General features: G+C 60.7%; 18 protein-coding genes and 1 tRNA gene. 5 read left to right on the plus strand and 14 right to left on the minus strand.

Features of this window, described 5'->3' with window-relative positions; genetic code table 11:
• Nucleotides 1-123: 123 nt before the first annotated feature.
• The 10 genes from AC2FNS_RS00130 to iscR form a co-directional block, all read right to left on the minus strand.
• Nucleotides 124-200, minus strand: a tRNA-Arg gene (locus AC2FNS_RS00130).
• Nucleotides 201-277: 77 nt separating this feature from the next.
• Nucleotides 278-1,498, minus strand: coding sequence for a cysteine desulfurase (locus AC2FNS_RS00135; protein ID WP_496678338.1), 1,221 nt, complete (start codon nt 1,496-1,498; stop codon nt 278-280).
• A 12-nt stretch (nt 1,499-1,510) separates the two neighbouring features.
• Nucleotides 1,511-2,077 (minus strand): Yip1 family protein, encoded by a 567-nt coding sequence (locus AC2FNS_RS00140; RefSeq protein ID WP_496678336.1) that lies wholly within the window; start codon nt 2,075-2,077, stop codon nt 1,511-1,513.
• Nucleotides 2,074-2,559 carry a YIP1 family protein gene (locus AC2FNS_RS00145; protein WP_496678335.1) on the minus strand — a complete coding sequence of 162 codons (486 nt, stop codon included), beginning with the start codon at nt 2,557-2,559 and terminating at the stop codon, nt 2,074-2,076. Before AC2FNS_RS00145 ends, AC2FNS_RS00140 begins: the two co-directional genes overlap by 4 nt.
• The gene (gene sufD, locus AC2FNS_RS00150; protein ID WP_496678333.1) at nt 2,559-3,839 is read right to left on the minus strand and encodes a Fe-S cluster assembly protein SufD; all 1,281 of its coding nucleotides are present in this window, start codon (nt 3,837-3,839) and stop codon (nt 2,559-2,561) included. Before sufD ends, AC2FNS_RS00145 begins: the two co-directional genes overlap by 1 nt.
• A complete protein-coding gene (sufC, locus tag AC2FNS_RS00155) occupies nt 3,839-4,594 on the minus strand; it encodes a Fe-S cluster assembly ATPase SufC (RefSeq protein ID WP_496797468.1) in 756 nt (251 codons plus the stop codon). The genes sufD and sufC overlap by 1 nt, the downstream gene beginning before the upstream one ends.
• 48 nt (nt 4,595-4,642) lie before the next feature.
• A complete protein-coding gene (locus AC2FNS_RS00160; protein ID WP_496713544.1) occupies nt 4,643-4,840 on the minus strand; it encodes a hypothetical protein in 198 nt (65 codons plus the stop codon).
• The gene (sufB, locus tag AC2FNS_RS00165; protein ID WP_496678328.1) at nt 4,840-6,360 is read right to left on the minus strand and encodes a Fe-S cluster assembly protein SufB; all 1,521 of its coding nucleotides are present in this window, start codon (nt 6,358-6,360) and stop codon (nt 4,840-4,842) included. The genes AC2FNS_RS00160 and sufB overlap by 1 nt, the downstream gene beginning before the upstream one ends.
• An 18-nt stretch (nt 6,361-6,378) precedes the next feature.
• Nucleotides 6,379-7,422: a cysteine desulfurase family protein gene (locus tag AC2FNS_RS00170; protein ID WP_496713540.1), complete on the minus strand. Its 1,044-nt coding sequence runs from the start codon at nt 7,420-7,422 to the stop codon at nt 6,379-6,381.
• 51 nt (nt 7,423-7,473) lie between these two features.
• Complete coding sequence (gene iscR / locus AC2FNS_RS00175) at nt 7,474-7,932, minus strand: Fe-S cluster assembly transcriptional regulator IscR (protein ID WP_496689335.1); 459 nt, start codon at nt 7,930-7,932, stop codon at nt 7,474-7,476.
• Between the two features lie 179 nt (nt 7,933-8,111).
• Between iscR and AC2FNS_RS00180 the strand changes: the two genes are divergently transcribed.
• The 4 genes from AC2FNS_RS00180 (at nt 8,112) to typA (ending at nt 11,587) form a co-directional block, all read left to right on the plus strand.
• Entirely contained in the window at nt 8,112-8,765 is a 654-nt protein-coding gene (locus tag AC2FNS_RS00180) for an alpha/beta hydrolase (RefSeq protein ID WP_490360388.1), read from the plus strand.
• Nucleotides 8,765-9,010 (plus strand): hypothetical protein, encoded by a 246-nt coding sequence (locus AC2FNS_RS00185; protein ID WP_490360389.1) that lies wholly within the window; start codon nt 8,765-8,767, stop codon nt 9,008-9,010. The genes AC2FNS_RS00180 and AC2FNS_RS00185 overlap by 1 nt, the downstream gene beginning before the upstream one ends.
• Before the next feature lie 349 nt (nt 9,011-9,359).
• Entirely contained in the window at nt 9,360-9,695 is a 336-nt protein-coding gene (locus tag AC2FNS_RS00190; protein ID WP_496678323.1) for a DMT family transporter, read from the plus strand.
• 74 nt (nt 9,696-9,769) lie between these two features.
• The gene (typA, locus tag AC2FNS_RS00195; RefSeq protein ID WP_496712063.1) at nt 9,770-11,587 is read left to right on the plus strand and encodes a translational GTPase TypA; all 1,818 of its coding nucleotides are present in this window, start codon (nt 9,770-9,772) and stop codon (nt 11,585-11,587) included.
• Between the two features lie 49 nt (nt 11,588-11,636).
• Here typA and AC2FNS_RS00200 read toward each other — a convergent pair whose 3' ends face one another.
• Nucleotides 11,637-11,891 (minus strand): hypothetical protein, encoded by a 255-nt coding sequence (locus tag AC2FNS_RS00200; protein WP_496797469.1) that lies wholly within the window; start codon nt 11,889-11,891, stop codon nt 11,637-11,639.
• Here AC2FNS_RS00200 and AC2FNS_RS00205 point away from each other — a divergent pair.
• On the plus strand, nt 11,890-12,723 hold the full coding sequence (locus AC2FNS_RS00205) for a hypothetical protein (RefSeq protein ID WP_496797470.1): 834 nt from the start codon (nt 11,890-11,892) through the stop codon (nt 12,721-12,723). The two genes, AC2FNS_RS00200 and AC2FNS_RS00205, sit on opposite strands and share 2 nt — an antisense overlap.
• 83 nt (nt 12,724-12,806) lie before the next feature.
• On the opposite strand, the gene AC2FNS_RS00210 is transcribed toward AC2FNS_RS00205, so the two are convergent.
• From AC2FNS_RS00210 to alaS, 3 genes are all read right to left on the minus strand, one after another.
• Nucleotides 12,807-13,433, minus strand: coding sequence for a transglutaminase-like cysteine peptidase (locus AC2FNS_RS00210; RefSeq protein ID WP_496712058.1), 627 nt, complete (start codon nt 13,431-13,433; stop codon nt 12,807-12,809).
• Between the two features lie 346 nt (nt 13,434-13,779).
• Nucleotides 13,780-14,067 carry a DUF1330 domain-containing protein gene (locus AC2FNS_RS00215; RefSeq protein ID WP_490360396.1) on the minus strand — a complete coding sequence of 96 codons (288 nt, stop codon included), beginning with the start codon at nt 14,065-14,067 and terminating at the stop codon, nt 13,780-13,782.
• 1 nt (nt 14,068) lies between these two features.
• Nucleotides 14,069-16,741, minus strand: a complete 2,673-nt coding sequence (gene alaS / locus AC2FNS_RS00220) for an alanine--tRNA ligase (protein WP_496797471.1) — start codon at nt 16,739-16,741, stop codon at nt 14,069-14,071.
• Nucleotides 16,742-16,860: the final 119 nt, after the last annotated feature.

The following is a 16,860-nucleotide window of genomic DNA, read 5'->3' on the forward strand; positions in this document are numbered from 1 at the left end:
TGGGACCGAAAACTGCAAGCTCATGCCCATTTCAGGCGCGGATGAATTGAAGGAGGGCTGCCTTTCGCAAGTGTTACAGAAGCGGCTGTTTTTGCCCAATAGCCCTTAAAAATATGGCGATGGTGGCGCACCTGAGAGGATTCGAACCTCTGGCCTCTGCCTTCGGAGGGCAGCGCTCTATCCAGCTGAGCTACAGGTGCGTTGGCCGTTAGCTAACCTTGTTCCGATCCGGGTGCAACCGGATTTTGCACGGACCGGAATGCAATTTCCGGCCGGATCAGGCGAAAAGATCATGCGCCAGTTCCAGCGCCTCGACCAGAGTGTCGACCTCGTCCTTTGTGTTATATAGGCCAAAGCTGGCGCGGCAGGTTGCGGTGACGCCCAGGTGATCCATCAACGGTCCGGCGCAATGGTGGCCGGCGCGGACGGCGACGCCTTTCTTGTCCAGAATTGTCGACACGTCATGCGCATGACCTGCGCCATCCAGCGTAAAGCTGAAGATCGCCGCCTTGTCCGGCACAGTTCCCTGCACCTGCAGCCAGTTGAGCCCACCCAGCCGCTGCATGGCATAGTCACGCAGGCCCGCCTCATGCGCGGCTATGTTTTCCATGCCCAGATCCATCATGTAGTCCAGCGCGACACCCAAACCGATGGTCTGCACGATACCCGGCGTTCCGGCTTCGAACTTCATCGGCGGATCATTGTAGATCACTGCCTCCTTCGAGACCTCCTTGATCATGTCGCCGCCGCCGATGAAGGGGCGCATTTCCGCCATCCGCTCGGACTTGATGAAAATGGCACCGGATCCAGAAGGCCCATACAGTTTGTGCCCGGTGATGGCGTAGAAATCGCAGCCAATGTCCTGCACGTTCACGGGCATGTGCACCGCGCCCTGGCTGCCGTCGACCAGCACGGGCACGCCTTTGGCATGGGCGCCTTCGGTGATCGCCTTGACGTCGACCACCGTGCCCAGAACGTTCGAGCAATGCGTAACTGCCACCAGTTTGGTCCTGGGCCCGATGGCGTCGATCACGGCCTGCGGATCCAGAGCGCCGTTGGCATCCACATCCACCCATTTCAGAACGACACCTTGGCGTTCGCGCAGGAAGTGCCAGGGTACGATGTTGGCATGATGCTCCATGACGCTCAGAACGATCTCGTCGCCGGCCTGCATCCGCGGCATGGCCCAGCCATAGGCAACCAGATTGATGCCCTCGGTCGTCCCCGAGTTCAGCACGATCTCGTTCTCGTCGGCCACCCCAAGAAACCGCGCGACGGTGCCACGCACGGCTTCGTATTTCTCGGTGGCTAGGTTCGACAGATAGTGCAATCCGCGATGCACGTTCGAATACTCGTGCGCATAGGCGTTGGTGACCGCATCGATCACCACCTGGGGTTTCTGCGCCGACGCCCCATTGTCGAGATAGGTCAGGGGTTTCCCGTTCACCTGCCGCGAAAGAATCGGGAAATCAGCGCGGATTTTCTGGACATCATACATGGACAAGATTCCCTAGACCGGCCCGCTGGGGGTCATCATCAGAACGAACGGAATAGCCAGCAGCCCCGAGATCAGAATCACCACGAAGGATTTGCCCAACGAATGAAACTGATGCGCCTGATTCACGAAATGCAGGCTGATGTACAGGCTGTACAGGCTCATGGCGAGGACCAGCATCAGAAACATCGCGGGCATCACCAGAACCACCACGAAGATGATCAGCTGACCCAAAATCTGTAGAAATTGCAGCCAGATCATCAGAACCATGATCCCATCCAGACTGGCGGTTCCGCCCAACATCCGCCCGACAAACAGAAAGGCGAAAATGCTCAGCGCCAATGCCCCGGCCGAAGTCGCCAACGACTGCACGACCGGTTCAAAAGTCATGCTCAGCGACGGATCCAGCGCCGGGAAGACCAGCGTCGATGCTGACTGCGCCAAGGCGTTCAGAACCACGACCAGCGCCAGTGCGATCCACAGCACTTCGCGTGGAGGAATGGACGCCAGCAGCCGACGCGCGGCCTCAGCCGGATTGGCGAGGGTCAGAATGGCGAGGTTGCCCAGAAAGGCGCTGTTCATGTTGCAGTCCTCGATGCCTGTGCCAGACCCGAAAACCAGAACCACACGAAAACCGCAACCCAAAGCAGGCCGGCCCCCGTCAGTACCGGACCGGGGCCGATGAAGCCGGCAATCAAGCCATTCAGCAGAACCAGTGGCGACGACGCCAGAAGCGCCCAGAACAACGCAACCCGCGCCCTGTAGGATGTGATCGGCGCGCCCAGCAGCCGGGCGATTCCGCCGGATGCCCACGCAAGAGCGTAGAACATTAGCGGCAACATAAATACCGAGCCCAGCAAGGCCCCGCCCATCAGCATGTTCAGATCCAGCCCCTCAAGATGGGCCCGACGCGCCAACCCCGGCAACTGGGCGACAAAGCCGATCACGCAGAAGGCCATGACGAAGACCAACGCACGGTCTTCGCGCGGACCCATCTCCAGAAGACGGCGCACCACGCGGCCGGGGCCGCGATAGGTGGCAACGATATCGGTGGTCACCGGCATCAGCTGTGCCGCGCCAACCAGCCTTCCAGCCGCGAGACGATGTCCTCGGCCAGCGCTTCGTCTTCGATCTCTTCCACGGCTTCGGCCAAAAAGGCCAGCGTCAACATATTCGTTGCGTCCTTGGCCGGAACCCCGCGCGAGCGCAGGTAGAACAGTGCGGTCTCGTCGATCGCGCCCGAGGTCGACCCGTGCGAACAGGCCACGTCGTCGGCATAGATCTCAAGCTCGGGCTTGGCGAGAAACTGACTGTCATCATCCAGCAGCAAAGACTGGCTGATCTGGTAGCCGTCGGTCTTCTGGGCGCCTTCCTTGACGAGGATCTTGCCTTGGAACACGCCGGTCGCGCCGTTGCGCAGAACCTTTTTGAACACCTGGCGGCTTTCGCAGTGCACCGCGTCATGGGTGATGAACACCGTGTCGTCATGGTGGAAGTCGCCATCGCCCACACAGGCGCCGGCCACATGAGCCACCGCATCGTCGCCAGTCAGCTCAACCACCTGTTCATTGCGCGTCAGCACGCCATTCACGGTCAGGGTGAAAGATTTATAGACGGACTCCTTGCCCAGCCGGGTGAACATATGCGTAGCGGCGCGGCGCTGATGATCCCTGCCCTGCGCCCGCACATGGTGTAGCGTGCCGCCGTCGGCAATGTCGATCTCGATGCACTTGTTGAACCGCGAGGCAGCAGGACCATTCTCAAGGATTGTCACCTCGGCACCGCTTTCCACGCGGATCACGTGGTGCAGGATCGCATCCGAGCTTTCGGATTCGTGGCGATAGATCAGGCTGATCGGCTTGGACGGCTTGCCGGTCACGTGGATCGCCACGCCGTCCTGCGCAAAGGCGGTGTTCAGAGCCGCCAGCGGGCGCTGAACCGGGGTCTGGCCCCGCTCTTCGAGCACGCCATACAGCTGCTTGGCCCAATGGATGTCCTTGCAGCATATATCCTCAAGCCGGTCGATGCTCACGCCTTCCAGCGTCAGGTCATCGCTGTCCTCGGGGCTGAACACACCATCGACGAAGACGATCTTCAGGCGGTCGAACCCGTCAAAGACCATCGGCTCGTCGGTGTGGAACACCTCGGCCGCCGGGGCCTCGGGCGAGTTCAGCGTATCGGGACGCGTATATTTCCAATACTCGTCGCGCCGCCCGGGCAGACCCATGGCACGCAGTCGGGCCAAGGCCGCCTCGCGTGCCTCGCGGGTGCAGCCGGCTTCGGGCATGCGCAGCGTGGCCAGCCGCGCCTCGGTCGCGGTTTGTTTCACGTCGGGCAAAGCCATCAGTTCACCTCGGCAAGAATGTCGGCGTAACCGTTGTTTTCAACTTCCAGCGCCAGCTCGGGCCCGCCGGTCTTGACGATCCGGCCGTCGGCCATGATGTGCACCACGTCGGGTTTGATGTGGTCCAGCAGGCGCTGATAGTGCGTGATCACCAGGAACCCGCGGCCTTCGTCGCGCAGCGCGTTCACGCCCTCGGCCACCAGCTTCATCGCATCCACGTCAAGGCCCGAGTCGGTCTCGTCCAAGATGCACATCTTGGGCTCCAGCATCGCCATCTGCAGGATTTCGTTGCGCTTCTTCTCACCACCCGAGAAACCAACGTTCACGGGGCGCTTCAGCATTTCGGCGTCGATTTTCAGCGACTTGGCCTTTTCGCGCACCAACTTGAGGAATTCCGCAGCAGAGAGCTCTTCCTCGCCGCGCGCCTTGCGCTGGGCGTTCACGGCGGTGCGCAGGAAGGTCATGTTGCCCACGCCCGGGATCTCGACCGGGTACTGGAACGCCAGGAACAGACCCGCCGCGGCGCGCTCTTCCGGCTCCATCTCCAGCAGGTCTGCGCCATCCAGCGTGGCCGCACCCTCGGTCACCTCGTACCCGTCACGGCCCGACAGCACATAGCTGAGCGTCGACTTGCCTGAGCCATTCGGCCCCATAATTGCATGTACCTTACCGGCCTCGACCGTCAGATCCACGCCCTTGAGGATCTGTTTTTCCTCTTCCTCAAGCTTGACGTGCAGGTTCTTGATTTCCAGCATTTTTTGTCCTTTTGCGTATCGTAGGGACGCGCCGGCCCCAATCTGTTCCTATCCCGGCACTCTGCGCAGCAACCGCGCCGCGATCCATCCCAGGACCGCCCCGCCGCCGATCGCCCAGACCGGGTTGATGAAATCGGTGTAGTTGACGTTGACATAGGTCGCGCCCAGCAAGCCGCCCAGAACCGGCAGCGCATAAAACGCTGCGGTCAGGACATCACCCCTGCGGTTGCGCGGCGAGCGGGCCATCAGCCGACCGAGCCTTCCAGCGAGATCGCGACAAGCTGCTGGGCCTCCATGGCAAACTCCATCGGCAGCGCCTGCAGCACATCCTTGCAGAACCCGTTGACCACCAGCGCCACGGCCTCTTCCTCGTCCATGCCGCGCTGACGGCAATAGAACAGCTGATCCTCATCGACCTTCGAGGTGGTGGCCTCGTGCTCGACCCGGCTGCTGTTGTTCTTGACCTCGATATACGGAACGGTGTGCGCCCCGCATTTATCGCCGATCAGCAGGCTGTCGCACTGCGTATAGTTCCGGCTGTTCTTGGCCTTGGGGTGCATCGACACCAGCCCGCGATAGGTGTTCTGGGCCTTGCCCGCGCTGATGCCCTTGGACACGATGCGCGACTTGGTGTTCTTGCCCAGATGGATCATCTTGGTGCCGGTATCGGCCTGCTGGTAGTTGTTGGTGATGGCGATCGAGTAGAACTCGCCCTGGCTGTCATCACCCCGCAGGATGCAGGACGGGTATTTCCAGGTCACGGCACTGCCGGTCTCGACCTGGGTCCACATCACCTTGGACCGGTCGCCCCGACAATCGGCGCGCTTGGTCACGAAGTTGTAGATGCCACCTTTGCCGTTCTCATCGCCCGGGAACCAGTTCTGGACCGTCGAATATTTCACCTCGGCGTCTTCTTCTACGATGATCTCGACCACCGCGGCGTGCAGCTGCGCGGTATCACGCTGCGGCGCGGTGCAGCCTTCCAGATAGGACACGTACGAGCCCTTGTCGGCGATGATTAGCGTCCGCTCGAACTGGCCGGTGTTTTCGGCGTTGATGCGGAAATAGGTGCTCAGCTCCATCGGGCAGCGCACGCCGGGCGGCACATAGACGAACGACCCATCCGAGAACACGGCCGAGTTCAGCGTGGCGTAGAAATTGTCCGACACCGGAACCACCGAGCCCAGGTATTTTTTTACCAGTTCGGGGTGTTCTTTGATCGCCTCAGAGATCGAGCAGAAAATGACGCCGGCCTTCTTAAGCTCGGCCTGGAACGTCGTGCCAACCGAAACCGAGTCGAACACCGCATCCACGGCGACCTTGCGGCCCTCGGCCGGGGCATCTTCGGCTCCTTCGACGCCTGCCAGAATCATCTGCTCTTTCAAAGGGATACCTAGCTTTTCGTAAGTGGCCAACAGTTTGGGATCGACCTCGTCCAGCGACTTGGGCTTGGTCTCCATCGATTTGGGCCGCGCATAGTAATACTGGTCCTGGAAGTCTATTTCAGGATAGTGGACCATGGCCCATTTGGGCTCTTCCATCTGGGTCCAGCGCTCGAAGGCCTTCAGACGCCATTCGGTCATCCACTCGGGCTCTTCGTTCTTTTCCGAGATCAGTTTGACGATATCGGGGTTCACGCCCTTGGGCGCATACTCCATCTCGATATCCGTATCCCACCCATATTTATAGGTTCCGACCTCGCGCACCGCGTCAACGGTTTCCTGATCGACACCTTCTTTTACTTGGGTCTGGTCCAAAGCGGCCATGTTCCACCCTCCGTCAGATCACGCGGCCCGCGCGCGATGCTTTTTCTCTTTTTCCAGCCACGTTTCGGCGAAACGCAGCACGTCTTCTTCACTCGTCTCGGGGCCCAGCGAAACGCGTACCGCGCTGGCCGCCGTGGCCTCGTCATATCCCATCGCAGTCAGTACCGCGCTTGCCCTTACCTTACCGCTGGAGCAGGCCGACCCGGCGCTGATCGCAAAGCCCGACAGATCCATCTGCATCACCTGCGTTTCGCCCTTCCAGCCGGGCGTCGCAAAGCACAGGGTGTTGGGCAACCGATCCTGATCTTTCCCGACAAAAATAGTAGATTTAGAACCAGCCTCAAGAGCCTTTTCTAGAATATTTCTAAGTTCTGCAACCTTTTCCCAAACTCCGTTTGCCAGATCCCGCGCCGCCGCTTCAGCCGCAGCGCCGAACCCCGCGATTCCAAGGACATTTTCCGTCCCCGACCGGCGCCCCATTTCCTGGCCACCGCCCTTGATCCGGGCCTCCAAATCGGTGCCGCGTTTCATGACCACGGCACCAACGCCCTTTGGCCCGCCCAGTTTGTGCGCCGAGACCAACGCCATCTGCACATCCAGCCAGTTGAAGGCGATGGGCAGTTTCCCAAACGCCTGCGTTGCATCGGTGACGGCCAGACCCTTGGGCAAGGCCTGAATGATACCGGTTTCGGAATTCGCGAGTTGCAAGGTGGAACGGGCCGGGTCGGCCACGTTGACGGCGCCTTTACTCGACACCGGCAAATCTTCTACGATCCAGGCCCTTACGGCATCATGTTCGATCGCCGCGCCGTGCAGGTCGCGGCCTTCCAAGGCCAGCGCCGCCCCCTCGGTCGACCCAGATGTGAACACGATATCGGCCCCATCAGCCCCAATGGCCGCCGCCACCTGCGCACGCGCCTTTTCGATGATCGCCTTGGCCGCACGCCCCTCGGCATGGACCGAGGACGGGTTCCCGCAGACCTCCATCGCCGCGATCATCGCGTCGCGCGACTCGGGGCGCAGCGGGGTCGTGGCATTGTGATCTAGGTAAACACGTTTCATGGAGTCACCTTTTCCGGCAGGCGTTCAGGTTGCATCGCCTGTCTCATCCGATCAATCATCCACGACAGAAAACAGGCTAGGCACGGCCGGACAAGGCGCCAGTTCGTTCTCGATGACATCCGACAGCCGGGTCTGGTGCAGAAAAACGTAGACATGGGCGCTCAGGCTTTCCCAAAGGCGGTTGGTCAACGACTGCGCCCGGCTGCCGGAAGACGCCCCAGACGCCCCAGCGCCCTTGTGCATGGCGTCCACGGTCTCATCGACGGCCGACAGAATCTCGACTACGCGAATTTCAGATGCTGGCCGCGCCAGACGATAGCCGCCGCCCGGCCCGCGCACCGATGCGACCAGATCGGCGCGGCGCAGTTTGACGAACAACTGTTCCAGATAAGGAAGCGAGATGTCCTGACGCTCGGAAATCTCACCCAGCGTCACCAGGGTGTCGGCGGGCTGAAGCGCGATGTCGGCCAGCGCAACCATCGCATAACGACCTTTGGTAGACAGCTTCATTTCCTCGATCCTTCCGGCGTGAACCGCGTGAAAACATTGACGTCGCCGCAGTCAATGCGTATCTCCGTCGGACAGCGTGTTCACGCTGCGATACTCAATTAGAACCGTTCTAAGGTGCCTGACGATAACCGTCAAGTATATCGCGGCGCCCGCGAGAAAAAGACAGGACAACCGCACACATGCCCGAGGTGATTTTTCCCGGACCTGAAGGCCGCCTGGAAGGCCGCTACCACCCGCAGAAGGAAAAAGACGCACCGATCGCCATCGTGCTGCACCCGCATCCCCAGTTCGGCGGGACCATGAACAACAAGGTCGTCTACAACCTGCATTACGCGTTTTACAACATGGGCTTCACGGTCCTGCGCTTCAATTTCCGGGGCGTCGGCCGCAGCCAGGGCGAATATGATCAGGGCGTGGGCGAGCTCAGCGATGCCGCGGCGGCGCTGGACTATCTGCAGTCGATGAACAACAACTCGAAACACTGCTGGGTCGCAGGCTTTTCCTTTGGGGCCTGGATCGGCATGCAACTGCTGATGCGCCGGCCCGAGATCACCGGCTTCATCAGCGTCTCACCGCCGGCCAACATGTATGATTTTTCTTTCCTCGCGCCCTGTCCCTCGTCGGGCCTGATTATCAACGGCACCGCTGATCGTGTGGCGCCGCCTGCGGATACCACCGCGCTGGTCAACAAGCTACACGAGCAGAAAGGCATCACCATCACCCATACCGAGGTGGAAGGCGCCGACCATTTCTTCCAGGGCGAACACATGGATACGTTGATCACCAACGTCACCGACTATGTGAAACGTCGCCTGACCGAGAACACGCGCTGATGTCGGATACCATCACCACCTTGGCCGCCAAACTGGCCGAGGACACCATGAAGGTCATGGACGAGACAGGCCACGACCGTTTCTATGTCGAGGTTGGCGAAGTGCTGGGCGCGGCCTCGCAATCGCTGGAAGAGGCCTTCCTGACCGAGATCCGCGTGCGCCTGGCCGAGCGCAAGGCCCGTCAGTTCGTCATCCGCAAGCTGTCGGAACATCGCGCCAAATTGAAGGCCATCGAAAAGAAATAAGCCGCAAAAAAAGGAGCCCTCGGGCTCCTTTTTCATGGTCGCATCGCGATCAAATCTCAGTTTTGCTTGACCTCTCAGCCAAATAGGCTGCGTCGGTTTCGACGGACCCCCCGTCAGCAAGCCACCCAGTTGCCGCAATGAGTGCCGAAGCACAAAGGACGAACTTGACAAAAGTCGTCATCTGAAAAACTCGTAACAAAAACACCAATAACTATCACTACGATACATCAACTCACCGTTTGTCATAGTCTGGATTACCTGACCTCTGCGTCAACCCACGTCCCGGCCCTTGCCAGATCCGTTCCGGTTGTGGTCAACCTTCGCAAACTTCGAAACAAGGTGCCGCCTAATGCCCAAAGCCTATCTGATCCTTCTGCTGGCCGTCGTCGCTGAAACCATCGGAACCACGGCCCTACAGGCCAGCCAGCAATTCACGCGGTTTTGGCCTTCGGTTCTGGTCGTGGTCGGCTATGGTGTCGCCTTCTACCTGATGGCTTTGACCTTGAAGGTGATGCCCGTTGGCATCGTTTATGCCATCTGGTCCGGGCTGGGCATCACGTTAATCGCCCTGATCGGATTCCTCGTTTTCGGACAGCGGCTGGATTGGCCTGCGGTGCTGGGGCTGGCGATGATTCTGGGCGGAATCCTCGTCATTCATCTGTTTTCGCACACGGCGGTGCATTGATCTCGCGTTAGGGCTGGTAACTTGTGGCGTCCCGCGTTATGCGCGCGGCAACTTCCCGTTCAAAGGCTGACTTCATGGACCTGCGCAACATCGCAATCATCGCCCACGTGGACCACGGCAAAACGACCCTGGTGGACGAACTTCTCAAACAATCCGGCGCGTTCCGCGAGAACCAGGCCGTGGCCGAACGCGCCATGGACAGCAATGATCTTGAACGCGAACGCGGCATCACCATTCTAGCCAAGGCCACCAGCGTCGAATGGAAGGGCACGCGCATCAACATCGTCGACACCCCCGGCCACGCCGATTTCGGCGGCGAGGTCGAACGCATTCTCAGCATGGTCGATGGCGTCGTGCTGCTGGTCGATGCCGCCGAAGGCCCGATGCCCCAAACCAAGTTCGTGACCTCGAAGGCGCTGGCGCTGGGCCTGCGCCCGATCGTGGTGCTGAACAAGGTCGACAAGCCCGATGCCGAGCCCGACCGCGCGCTGGACGAATGCTTTGACCTGTTCGCCAACCTCGGCGCCGACGATGACCAGCTGGATTTCCCGGCCATGTACGCCTCGGGGCGGTCGGGCTGGGCCGACATGGAACTGGACGGACCGCGCAAGGATCTGTCGGCGCTGTTCGACCTGATCGTCGATCACGTTCCCGCCCCCAAGCAGATCGCGCGCAAGGATGAACCCTTCCGCATGCTGGCAACGACCTTGGGCAGCGACCCGTTCATCGGCCGCATCCTGACCGGCCGCGTCGAAAGCGGCACGCTCAAGGCGGGCGATGCGCTCAAAGCGCTCAGCCGCGACGGCACCTTGATCGAGAATTTTCGCGCCACCAAGATCCTGGCCTTCCGCGGTCTCAGCCAGCAACCGATCGACGTGGCCGAAGCGGGCGACATCGTGACCATCGCGGGCATGAGCAAGGCCACCGTCGCGGATTCGCTGGTGGCCCCGCAGGTGACCGAGGCCCTGCCCGCCCAGCCGATCGATCCGCCAACCATCACCGTCACCTTCGGCATCAACGACTCGCCGCTGGCGGGGCGTGACGGCAAGAAGGTCCAGTCGCGCGTCATCCGCGACCGCCTGATGAAAGAGGCCGAATCCAACGTGGCCATCCGCGTTACCGACACTCCGGGCGGCGAAGCCTTCGAGGTCGCGGGCCGTGGCGAATTGCAGATGGGCGTTCTTATCGAGAACATGCGCCGTGAAGGGTTTGAACTCAGCATATCGCGCCCGCAGGTTCTGTTCCGCGAGGAAAATGGCCAGCGGCTGGAGCCGATCGAGGAAGTCACCATCGACGTGGATGACGAATACTCGGGCGCCGTGATCGAAAAGATCACCGGCGCGCGCAAGGGCGAACTGGTCGAGATGCGCCCCGCCGGTGCCGGCAAGACCCGCATCATCGCGCATGTCCCGTCGCGTGGGCTGATCGGCTATCACGGCGAGTTTCTGACCGACACCCGCGGCACCGGTGTTTTGAACCGCGTGTTCCACGGCTGGGCGCCGCACAAGGGCCCGATCCCCGGCCGCCGGGCCGGCGTTCTGATCTCGATGGAGAATGGCCAAGCCGTCGCCTATGCGCTGTGGAACCTCGAGGAGCGCGGCCGCATGTTCATCGGCCCGCAGGCTGATGTGTATCAAGGCATGATCATCGGTGAGCATTCGCGGGACAACGACCTCGAAGTGAACCCGCTCAAGGGCAAAAAGCTGACCAACGTGCGCGCCAGCGGATCGGACGACGCGGTTCGGCTGACCCCGCATGTCCAGTTCTCGCTGGAGGAGGCCATCGCTTATATCGATGACGATGAACTGGTCGAAGTGACCCCGAACGCGATCCGCCTTCGCAAACGATTCCTCGACCCCCACGAACGGAAGCGGATGGCCAAATCCGCCTGATCCGAACGGCAAACCGACCTTACTCGGAAGCAATGACGTCAGCTTGACGTCATTGTTTCCGCTCTGATTTCGTTGGGAAAAACGAAAAAGACACGCTTTCCCCAGCGGCCATTTGTTTCAACTGTACTTTTTCGGGAACACGGTCTGAATACTCTCCCGTCAGCCTGGCCAGAACCTTGCGATTGTGGCGCATCGGGGGTGTAATCATGGCGTGAATGTGGCGCCGATTCTGTATGCTCTGCCAAGCCGTGGCATCGCAGTTGGCGTGTTTTTTTGAGTAACCAGTGCCGAGGAGCTTGGTCATGGTAGTATTTTCCCGCGTTTTCATTGTTTTTTCACTTTTTTTCACGTCCGGGATTTCGGCCGGAACTGAGGCAAGCGCGGCGTGTACCGTGAAAACAGCTCGTCAATCAGGGGCGTCCGCTCAAGTACTGTGTGAATGCGATCAAGTCACAAGAAGTATGCTGAGATACATCCAGCGCCGCGCGGACTTTGAACAAATTCTGACGAGGCTAGGAGCCGAATGTCCGCAACTTGCCGTGCTCTTAACCGATATACCGACAGCCTCGATCGGCTTTCAACAACAGAAAAGTGGCGACGGACCGTCCGAACCTGAAACTGGCAGCTCTGGCGCGCAGGGGGCAAGCACGACCAATGGCAATGGTGGCATCACCGGCGGTGAAGATGGGGGCAATACCGGCGGCGGCGATGGGGGCAATACCGACGGCGACGGTGGGAGCAATACCGGCGGCGACGGTGGGAGCAATACCGGCGGTGACGATGGGGGCAATACCGGCGGTGAAGATGGGGGCAATACCGACGGTGACGGTGGGGACAATACCGACGGTGACGGTGGGGACAATACCGACGGTGACGGTGGGGACAATACCGACGGTGACGGTGGAGGTTGCACCTGTTCAGGGCCCCCGGACGCCGACGACGACAAGCCTGATCGCGACGGAAAAGGCAAGAAAAGCGGAAAAGGTACAAAGGGCGACAAGGGTGGAAATGGAAAAAATAGTGGAAACAAGTCCGGCGATGGTCGCAAGGGAAGCACGGGCAACAATGGTGGTGGCAATGGGCCCGAGGGAAGCAGCCCAGGCCAAGGCCACAATGCTAATAACGACGAGAGCTGACGGGGCTTGAACTCGGATGCAGGGCTTCAATTTGAGGCCCTGCATTCAACCATTTCGTCAATCGATTCGCGCCAGACGCAAATTCAGCTGCGCCGAAAAACCCCGACCCAACGATGGGGTTGATTGGGATCTTGCATGCGCAGGAATAGGTACCTGGTCGATGCCCACGGCTTGATCTGGTTGGTTTGATTGTCCAGAATCATATCGCCGCGCGGCGACCGATAGACCAAAACCGCATGGCCCCGGCGTCTCGTGTCCAGTACGGTCGCGATAAGAAGCCGCTTGGGATCAACGCCAGCTTCGATCAGGTTTCTCTTTTTCAGCAGAACGAAGTCTTCGCAGTCCCCACCCAACTTTGTCGGCAGCGCCCATTTTTCCTGCAGCCGGTATTGTGACTGGTCAGAAACCTCCCTGGTCGAGGCGTTCACGTGGCGATTGATCTGCTTCACGACCAATAACTCTCGGTGACCATCAATCGTTCGGCTGGATCCTTCCGAGCATGCCCAACTGTATCGTTGGCAGAGTTGAGACGCGCCCGATGGCGGCTGAGCAGGGGTCGCCCCGGTAATGAAAGCGCTGTCAGCCAAGGCTGTGGAACTGAACGCCGCCATGGCAACAGCCGCCAAAATACCCAATGCGCGACACCGACCAGCCGCCACTACAGGTCCGGATCGCAATTTCAGTGCAGAAGATTGGGTCGCCTTCTTCATCTCAACCTCCGGATCCTGACAGCACACTGGTCACCGGATGAAAATCTAGGTGTCTGCAATCAACTAAGTGTCATGCAAATACCCAAACACGGCAACCTTCCGCCAAATTCGGGTCGAAAAACGGCGAAAATCCGTCTGTCAATCAGGCAATTTGGGATCAAGATGATGGCAGAAATGGGCATCAAGAGGCCGGCAGGCCGTTTATCGCTAGGCGCGAAACGCCGGCATTTGCGGGTGGCGCAAAATCCTACTCAGCCCCACAAACCAAGTCAGTTAGCGTCGCAAGACACAAGGTTTGCGTTGTCTGGACGTTTGAAAAGGGCGGCCCGTGCCTCGGGCCACCGGGTCATTCGGTCGTTTCGACCACGATCAACTCGCGTTCACTTGCCCCGCGCGCATGATCCAGCGCCTGCTGGTATTCCGGCGAGTTGTAGCAGGCCACCGCGTCTTCGACAGACGGGAACTTGGCCACGACATTGCGCGGCCGTTCCTTGCCCTCAAGCTGAACGTACCGCCCTGCCCGGGCGATGAAATGCCCGCCATGCTTGGCAATCGCAGGGCCTGCCAGTTCGGCATATTTTCCATATGCTTCGGCATCGGTTACCGTGACATGAGCAATCCAGAGTGCTGGCATTCTAACCTCCCAATACCAGTTCCGCCGCCTTGATGGCCGCGGCTGCATTCGACGGATCGCGTCCGCCGCCCTGAGCCATGTCGGGGCGTCCACCGCCGCCCTTGCCGCCCAGTTCCTGCACGGCCGCCCGAACCAGATCGACCGCCGAGATCTTCTGCGTCAGGTCGTTGGTCACGCCGGCCGCAACCGCGGCTTTTCCACCGCTGTCGGCAATCAACAGAACCGCGCCCGAGCCGAGTCGACTTTTATGTTCGTCGATCAAGGCCGGCAGGTCCTTGCCCGAGACCCCGCTCAGGGCCTGGGCCAGGAACTTGATGCCGTTGACGTCCTTGGCCACGGCACCGTTCGCCTGCCCCGCGCCTCCGGCCATGGCCAGTTCGCGGCGCAGCTGTGCAACCTCGTTCTGCAGGGCCTTGCGTTCGTCCAGCAGGGCCTTGACCCGACTCACCACATCCTCGGGCTGCGCCTTGAGTTCGGACGCGACCTGCACAAGACGGCGATCCTGGGTCGAGAGGTATTCGAGGGCGGCATCCCCCGTCAAAGCCTCGATCCGGCGCACGCCGGCGCTGCTGGCGCTGTCGCCCAGGATGACAAAGGTGCCGATGTCACCCGTGTGGCGCACATGGGTGCCGCCGCACAGTTCGATCGACCAGGTCTCGCCGTCATGACCTTTGCCCGTGGGCGCCTTGCCCATCGAAACCACGCGCACCTCGTCGCCGTATTTCTCGCCGAACAGCGCCTGCGCGCCCAGCTTACGGGCATCGTCCGGCGTCATGATCCGGGTTTCCACGGGCGAGTTCTGACGGATGAAGGCGTTGACCTCACGCTCGACCGTTTCGATTTCCTCTGGCGTCATCGCCTTCGTGTGGCTGAAATCGAAACGCAGACGGTCTGCGGCGTTCAGAGAACCGCGCTGCGCCACATGCGCCCCCAGCGTTTCGCGCAGGGCCTCGTGCAGCAGGTGCGTGGCCGAGTGGTTGGCCCGGATCGCGCTGCGACGGGCATGGTCGACCTCAAGTTCCACCGCCTCGCCCTTGGCAAATGGGCCACTCTCGATTGTAACCTTGTGCGCGATCACCTTGCCGTCGGCGAACTTCTTGGTGTCTTCGACCAGAGCAACCTCGTCGCGGTCCTCCAGGCGCCGAATGACGCCGGTATCGCCGACCTGACCACCGGCTTCGCCATAGAACGGCGTCTGGTTCGTGACGATCCAACCGCTTTCACCCGGCTCCAGCTTCTCCACCAGCGCCCCGTCGCGGATAACGGCCAAGACCTGGCCCTCGGCTTTCTCGGTCTCGTAGCCCAGGAAATCGGTCGCACCGGCGGCGTCCAGAACGTCGAACCACACGGCCTGATCGGCGGCTTCCCCCGATCCCGCCCAGGCGGCCCGAGCCTTGGCCTTCTGTTCGGCCATCGCAGCATCGAACCCTTCGGTGTCCACGGTCCGGCCCTTCTCACGCAGGGCGTCCTGCGTCAAATCCAGCGGGAATCCGTAGGTGTCATACAGTTTGAACGCAGCCTCGCCGGGCAAGGGCGCATCGTCGGGCAGGCCCGCCACTTCGTCATCCAGCAGTTTGAGGCCGCGGTCCAGCGTCTGCTTGAACCGGGTTTCCTCCAACAGCAGCGTTTCCTCGATCAGCGCCTGCGCCCGGCCCAGCTCTGAATATTGCGCGCCCATCAGTTGCACCAGCGTGGGCACCAACCGGTGCATGACCGGATCCTTGGCGCCTAGCAGATGCGCGTGACGCATGGCCCGGCGCATGATCCGGCGCAGCACATAGCCACGCCCGTCATTCGACGGCATCACACCATCCGCAATCAGGAACGAGGTCGACCGCAGGTGGTCGGCGATCACCCGGTGATGCACGTTCTGATCGCCGTAGGGGTCGACATTGGTCACATCCGCCGACGCCTCGATCAGAGTTTTGAACAGATCCGTATCATAGTTGTCGTGGCTGCCCTGCAGCAGCGCACCGATCCGTTCCAAACCCATGCCGGTATCGATCGACTGCATGTCCAGTTCACGCATCGAGCCGTCCTCGAACTGCTCGTTCTGCATGAAGACGATGTTCCAGATCTCGATGAATCGATCGCCGTCCTCCTCGGCCGACCCCGGAGGACCGCCCCAGATGTGATCGCCGTGATCATAGAAGATCTCTGTGCAGGGGCCGCAGGGGCCGGTGGGGCCCATCTGCCAGAAATTGTCGCTGGTGGCGATGCGGATGATCCTGTCCTCGGGAACGCCGACCTTTTTCCAGATTTCGAACGCTTCGTCGTCGGTATGATAGACCGTCGTCAGCAGCCGGTTCTTGTCGATCCCGAACTCCTTGGTGATCAACTCCCAGGCGAAGGGAATCGCCGCTTCCTTGAAGTAATCCCCAAACGAGAAGTTGCCCAGCATCTCGAAGAAAGTATGGTGGCGGGCCGTGTAACCGACATTGTCCAGATCGTTGTGCTTGCCGCCGGCACGCACGCATTTCTGCGCGGTGGTAGCGCGTTTGTAGTCGCGGGTCTCGAGGCCGGTGAACAGGTTCTTGAACTGCACCATGCCCGAGTTGACGAACATCAGGGTCGGGTCGTTGCGCGGCACCAGCGGGCTCGACGCAACCACCTCGTGCCCTTGTTTGGCAAAGTAGTTCAGAAAGGTTGAGCGGATATCGTTCAGCGTGGGCATTGGGCTCTCTCAGCGCGCAGTCATGATCTGTCGCGACGGTTTAGCCCCCCGCCCGCCGATAGTCCACAGGATTGCTGCACCGCAAACGAAACAGGGCGGCCCAAAGGACCACCCTGCCT

The organism is Ruegeria sp. BHSA191 (assembly GCF_059613325.1).

Excerpts from the sequence above, each read along its gene's own strand:
- AC2FNS_RS00180 (WP_490360388.1), top strand. The coding sequence starts at position 8,112 with ATGCCCGAGGTGATTTTTCCCGGACCTGAAGGCCGCCTGGAAGGCCGC.
- AC2FNS_RS00215 (WP_490360396.1), bottom strand. The coding sequence starts at position 14,067 with ATGCCAGCACTCTGGATTGCTCATGTCACGGTAACCGATGCCGAAGCA.
- AC2FNS_RS00170 (WP_496713540.1), bottom strand. The coding sequence starts at position 7,422 with ATGAAACGTGTTTACCTAGATCACAATGCCACGACCCCGCTGCGCCCC.
- AC2FNS_RS00145 (WP_496678335.1), bottom strand. The coding sequence starts at position 2,559 with ATGCCGGTGACCACCGATATCGTTGCCACCTATCGCGGCCCCGGCCGC.
- AC2FNS_RS00190 (WP_496678323.1), top strand. The coding sequence starts at position 9,360 with ATGCCCAAAGCCTATCTGATCCTTCTGCTGGCCGTCGTCGCTGAAACC.
- sufD (WP_496678333.1), bottom strand. The coding sequence starts at position 3,839 with ATGGCTTTGCCCGACGTGAAACAAACCGCGACCGAGGCGCGGCTGGCC.
- AC2FNS_RS00200 (WP_496797469.1), bottom strand. The coding sequence starts at position 11,891 with ATGACCAAGCTCCTCGGCACTGGTTACTCAAAAAAACACGCCAACTGC.
- alaS (WP_496797471.1), bottom strand. The coding sequence starts at position 16,741 with ATGCCCACGCTGAACGATATCCGCTCAACCTTTCTGAACTACTTTGCC.
- AC2FNS_RS00140 (WP_496678336.1), bottom strand. The coding sequence starts at position 2,077 with ATGAACAGCGCCTTTCTGGGCAACCTCGCCATTCTGACCCTCGCCAAT.
- AC2FNS_RS00210 (WP_496712058.1), bottom strand. The coding sequence starts at position 13,433 with ATGAAGAAGGCGACCCAATCTTCTGCACTGAAATTGCGATCCGGACCT.
- AC2FNS_RS00205 (WP_496797470.1), top strand. The coding sequence starts at position 11,890 with ATGGTAGTATTTTCCCGCGTTTTCATTGTTTTTTCACTTTTTTTCACG.
- typA (WP_496712063.1), top strand. The coding sequence starts at position 9,770 with ATGGACCTGCGCAACATCGCAATCATCGCCCACGTGGACCACGGCAAA.
- AC2FNS_RS00160 (WP_496713544.1), bottom strand. The coding sequence starts at position 4,840 with ATGGCCCGCTCGCCGCGCAACCGCAGGGGTGATGTCCTGACCGCAGCG.
- sufC (WP_496797468.1), bottom strand. The coding sequence starts at position 4,594 with ATGCTGGAAATCAAGAACCTGCACGTCAAGCTTGAGGAAGAGGAAAAA.
- iscR (WP_496689335.1), bottom strand. The coding sequence starts at position 7,932 with ATGAAGCTGTCTACCAAAGGTCGTTATGCGATGGTTGCGCTGGCCGAC.
- sufB (WP_496678328.1), bottom strand. The coding sequence starts at position 6,360 with ATGGCCGCTTTGGACCAGACCCAAGTAAAAGAAGGTGTCGATCAGGAA.
- AC2FNS_RS00185 (WP_490360389.1), top strand. The coding sequence starts at position 8,765 with ATGTCGGATACCATCACCACCTTGGCCGCCAAACTGGCCGAGGACACC.
- AC2FNS_RS00135 (WP_496678338.1), bottom strand. The coding sequence starts at position 1,498 with ATGTATGATGTCCAGAAAATCCGCGCTGATTTCCCGATTCTTTCGCGG.